Genomic DNA, 4,217 nt, shown 5'->3' on the forward strand with positions numbered 1-4,217 from the left:
CGGTCGCCGAACGTGTTCGGCGACCGCCCCTTTTCGCCACGACGCGAAACCCCGCCCCAAAGCTGCGTAAGGTGCAGGTAACCGGCCGGTACACACGAGGACGAGGGAGGGAGCCGACATGGACGAGAAGGAGCCGACCCGCGTGGGCGCGGCCGTCAAGAGGCGCCGCCGCACGCTCCAGCTCACCCTGGCCGTCGTCGCTTCCCGCAGCGGCCTGTCCGTCCCCTTCCTCAGCCAGGTCGAGAACGAGCGCGCCCGGCCGAGCCGCCGCTCCCTCGATCTCCTCGCCGAGGCCCTGGAGACCACGGCCGGCGAGCTCATCGCCGCCGCCGAGGCCACCCGTACCGTCGACGTCGTCCGCGCCGGCGAGCACGCACCGGGCCTGCCCGAAGGCGTCCGGCCGCTCGTCCGGGGACGCCACCAGCTGCACGCCATGGAGTTCACCGGAGAGCAGGACGCCGGCCGCGAGTTCCAGCACCGCAACGACGAGTTGCTGTACGTGGCGGACGGCGCCGTCGAGATCGAGGCGGAGGGGCGCGCCCACCGGCTCGGCCGGGGAGACACCCTCTACCTCTCCGGCGGGGTACGCCATCGCTGGCGCGCCACGGAACCCGGTACCCGGCTCCTGGTCGTGGCCGTCGCCGACCACGTGGAGGCGGAGGAGACGTGAGCGCCCGGGCCAGGGACGTGAGCCGCCGGGCCGTCTACGCGGGTGCGGTGGTCCCGGACGTGCGCCCGGTGGTTCCGCACGGGAGGCCGGCGGCCCCGGACCGTGCGGCATGAGGGTCGTCTCCCTCGTCCCGTCGCTCACCGAGGCCGTGGCGGTCTCCGCCCCCGGCGTCCTCGTCGGCGCGACGGACTGGTGCGTCCGCCCCGCCGGCCTCGACGTCGTACGGATCGGCGGCACCAAGAACCCCGACGTCGCGGCGGTCACCGCCCTCGCCCCGGACCTGGTCCTCGCCAACGAGGAGGAGAACCGCGCCCCGGACCTGGACGCCCTGCGCGCCGCCGGGCTGCCCGTCCTCGTCACCGAGATCCGCACCCTCGACCAGGGGCTGCGGGAACTGGACCGCGTCCTGGCGGCCTGCGGCACCCGGACCCGGCCCCGCTGGCTGGACGAGGCGGAGTCCGCCTGGCGGGCCGTGACGCCGGACGGCCCGCGCACCGCCGTCGTCCCCATCTGGCGCCGCCCCTGGATGGTCCTGGGCCGCGCGACCTTCGCCGGGGACCTGCTGGCCCGCCTCGGCGTCCGCAACCTCTACGGGGACCATCCCGAGCGCTACCCGCGCGTCCCCCTCGACGAGCTGCGCGCCGCCGCGCCCGACCTGGTCGTCCTGCCCGACGAGCCGTACCGCTTCACCCGCGAGGACGGCCCCGAGGCGTTCCCCGGCACGGCCGCCGCGCTGGTCGACGGCCGGATGCTCACCTGGTACGGGCCGTCCCTGGCCGAAGCGCCCCGGGCGCTGTCCCGGGCCCTGCGAGCAGCACACCGCTGACCAGGCCTCGGGCGGTGCGGACCGCCGCCACCAGCCAGGCCGCGACGAGGAGCGCGTACAGCCCGGCCGCCACCCACCGGAACCCGGCGAGACCGGTGTGGCGGGCCAGCGCCTCCGCGCCGGTCACACAGGTCCCGACGGGGAAGGTGAACGCCCACCAGGACAGCGCGAACCCCATGCCGCGCCGCCAGGCCCGCAGCACCAGCGCGCCGGCGAGCGCCAGCCACAGCAGGGCGAAGCCCATGACCGGCACGCCGTGGAGCACGGCGAAGGCGGTGAAGCCGTGCGCGTACGAGGCGGGCAGCACGCCCCCGGCGGTGTCGGCGAAGTGGCCGGCCGCGGTGACCGACTGCCCCAGCGGGCCGAGCACCAGGAACAGGGACGGCGTGAGCGGCAACGGCAGCGGGCCACCCGTCACGAGCCGCCCGAAGACGAGTGGCAGGACGAGCAGCGTGGCGAACAGGCTCACGCCGAACAGCGCGTAGCAGCCCAGGAGCAGGGTCTCCCGGGCCTCCCCGGCCGGCAGGTGGGGGAGGAGGAGCGGCCCCTGCGCCGCCGAGACCATCGGCGGGACGACCGGCAGCAGCCACGCCGGGGTGGCGTCCTCGATCCGGTGGCGCACCACCATCAGGTACGGCACGGCCACCGCCGTCACCAGCCCGAGCAGCGTGCCGGCGCAGAACAGGACCGTGTCCAGGGCGACGGCGGCCGGCAGTCCGATCCAGTCCCGTCCGACGCTCAGGGCCCCGCCTCCGACCGACAGCAGCGCCATCGCCGCACAGCCGTGGAACGGGGCCGTCGCAGGGTCCAGGAGGTGGGCGCGAGCCTGGTCGCGGTGGCGCGCCCAGTGGACGGCCCGGGCGGTGACCAGGACGGTCAGCATCACCAGGGACAGGGCCCAGACGAGGGTGGCGGCGGGACGGAGTCCGGGTGTCGGGAGGGGGAGCGCGGCGCCCGCGGTGGCGACGACGGCGGTGCCCATGACGGAGGCGTACCACTGGGGGCCGAGGTGCCGCACGGACCGGACGGTACGAGGGGAGGGCACCGGGGGCGGGACGGACACCGTGCGGGCGGTTCCGGGGCCCGGGCCCCGGTCGGCGTCGGGCGCGGGTGCGCGGGTCTCCGGGCGGAAAGGTGCGTGGCTTGCCATGGTCCTGACTCTTTCCCGCCGGACCCGCCCCCACCAGGGACGTCCCGCCTATGAGGCCATAAGCTGGCTTTATGAGCAGTGAGCCGGGCCGGATGCCGCACCCCCTGTCCCACCGGGTCCCCGATCTCGGCGCGCTCGAACTCCTCCTGGCGGTCGCCCGGCACGGCAGCCTCGGGGCCGCCGCACGGGAGGTCGGCATCACCCAGCCCGCGGCCAGCAGCCGCATCCGTTCGATGGAACGGCAGCTCGGCGTGGCGCTGGTCGACCGTTCGCCGCGCGGGTCGCGCCTCACCGACGCGGGCGCCCTGGTCACGGACTGGGCCCGCCGGATCGTGGAGGCCGCGGAGGCCTTCGACGCGGGCGCGCAGGCCCTGCGGACCCGCCGCGACTCGCGGCTGCGGGTCGTCGCCTCCATGACCATCGCCGAGTACCTGATGCCGGGTTGGCTGATCGCGCTGCGCGCCGAGCGGCCGGGCACGGCTGTCTCGCTCCAGGCCGGGAACTCGGCGGCGGTCGCCGAACGGCTCCTCGCCGGTGAGGCGGACCTCGGCTTCGTGGAGGGCCTCGCGGTGCCGGACGGGCTCGACGGGGCCGTCGTCGCCCACGACCGGCTCGCCGTGGTCGCCGCGCCCGGCCACCCCTGGGCCCGCCGCCGCCGGCCGCTGGACCCGGCCGAACTGGCGGCGACCCCGCTGGTGCTCCGGGAGCGCGGCTCCGGCACCCGCCAGGTCCTGGACGCGGCCCTCGCCGCCCACGGTGGCCTCGCGGAGCCGCTCCTCGAACTCGCCTCCACGACCGCGGTCAAGGCCGCCGCCGTGAGTGGCGCCGGCCCCGCCGTACTCAGCGAACTCGCCGTCGCGGAGGAACTCTCCTCCCGCCGCCTCGTCGCCATCCCGGTCCGGGACGTCCTCCTCCGCCGCGACCTCCGCGCCGTCTGGCCCACCGGCCACCGCCCCACGGGGCCGGCCCGCGACCTGCTCTCCCTGACGAGGGCCCGCCCGCGCGGCTGAGGGGAGAGAACCGCGCGCCCGCCGGTGTCCCCGCCGCTCGGACGGCAGGCCTCTCGTCGTCGCGCGGCTCCGGTCCCTTCCCGGGGCCGCGGCCCCGCCGCCGCGCGGCTCCGGTCCCGCGTCCCTCAGACCGTGGCGGCCCGGTGCGTGATCCGGCCGTTGAGGACCGTCAGGAGAACCGGGACGTCCGGCAGTTCGGTCGCCGGGACCGTCAGCGGGTCGTCCGCGAGGACCGTCAGGTCGGCGCGGTGGCCGAGGGCGAGACGGCCCGCCTCGTGCTCCTCGCCCGCCGCGTAGGCGGGGGCCGTGGTCATGCCCCGCAGCGCCTCCAGCGCCGTCAGTGCCTGCTCGGGTCCGTGCGGCGGCAGGCCGAGGTCGCGCCTGGGGCGGCGGTGTTGGGCCCCGGCCATCACGCCGAGCGGCGGGAACGGCGCGATCGGCCAGTCCGAACCCAGCACCACCGTCGCCCCCGAGTCCCACAGGTCCCGGCAGCGCCAGGCGCGCGAGGCCCGCTCCTCCCCGAGGCGGCGCGACCAGTTGTCGGTGTGGTCGGCTCGGGTG

At 76.8% G+C, this 4,217-nt stretch carries 5 protein-coding genes; 3 read left to right on the forward strand and 2 right to left on the reverse strand.

Annotated features, from left to right (window positions below):
* The first annotated feature begins 118 nt into the window (after positions 1 to 118).
* Together RIF68_RS29160 and RIF68_RS29165 are read left to right on the forward strand one after the other, a co-directional pair.
* Entirely contained in the window at positions 119 to 670 is a 552-nt protein-coding gene (locus RIF68_RS29160) for an XRE family transcriptional regulator (RefSeq protein WP_309054278.1), read from the forward strand.
* Positions 671 to 779: 109 nt separating this feature from the next.
* On the forward strand, positions 780 to 1,496 hold the full coding sequence (locus RIF68_RS29165) for a helical backbone metal receptor (RefSeq protein ID WP_309054279.1): 717 nt from the start codon (positions 780 to 782) through the stop codon (positions 1,494 to 1,496).
* Here RIF68_RS29165 and RIF68_RS29170 read toward each other — a convergent pair.
* Entirely contained in the window at positions 1,423 to 2,478 is a 1,056-nt protein-coding gene (locus tag RIF68_RS29170) for a TDT family transporter (protein ID WP_375165092.1), read from the reverse strand. The two genes, RIF68_RS29165 and RIF68_RS29170, sit on opposite strands and share 74 nt — an antisense overlap.
* Positions 2,479 to 2,717: 239 nt before the next feature.
* Here RIF68_RS29170 and RIF68_RS29175 point away from each other — a divergent pair, with 239 nt between their 5' ends.
* Entirely contained in the window at positions 2,718 to 3,656 is a 939-nt protein-coding gene (locus RIF68_RS29175) for a LysR family transcriptional regulator (RefSeq protein WP_309054281.1), read from the forward strand.
* A 125-nt stretch (positions 3,657 to 3,781) separates the two neighbouring features.
* Here the strand turns inward: RIF68_RS29175 and RIF68_RS29180 are convergent.
* Positions 3,782 to 4,217 (reverse strand): amidohydrolase family protein (locus tag RIF68_RS29180; RefSeq protein WP_309054282.1); only part of this gene is annotated, 436 nt, incomplete at its 5' end.

The sequence above is a fragment of the Streptomyces sp. genome (assembly GCF_031178505.1).
GTDB lineage: Bacteria > Actinomycetota > Actinomycetes > Streptomycetales > Streptomycetaceae > Streptomyces > Streptomyces gulbargensis.

Bases quoted from the DNA above. Each gene is read 5' to 3' on its own strand.
- RIF68_RS29160 (WP_309054278.1), top strand. From the start codon at position 119: ATGGACGAGAAGGAGCCGACCCGCGTGGGCGCGGCCGTCAAGAGGCGC.
- RIF68_RS29165 (WP_309054279.1), top strand. From the start codon at position 780: ATGAGGGTCGTCTCCCTCGTCCCGTCGCTCACCGAGGCCGTGGCGGTC.
- RIF68_RS29170 (WP_375165092.1), bottom strand. From the start codon at position 2,478: ATGGGCACCGCCGTCGTCGCCACCGCGGGCGCCGCGCTCCCCCTCCCG.
- RIF68_RS29175 (WP_309054281.1), top strand. From the start codon at position 2,718: ATGAGCAGTGAGCCGGGCCGGATGCCGCACCCCCTGTCCCACCGGGTC.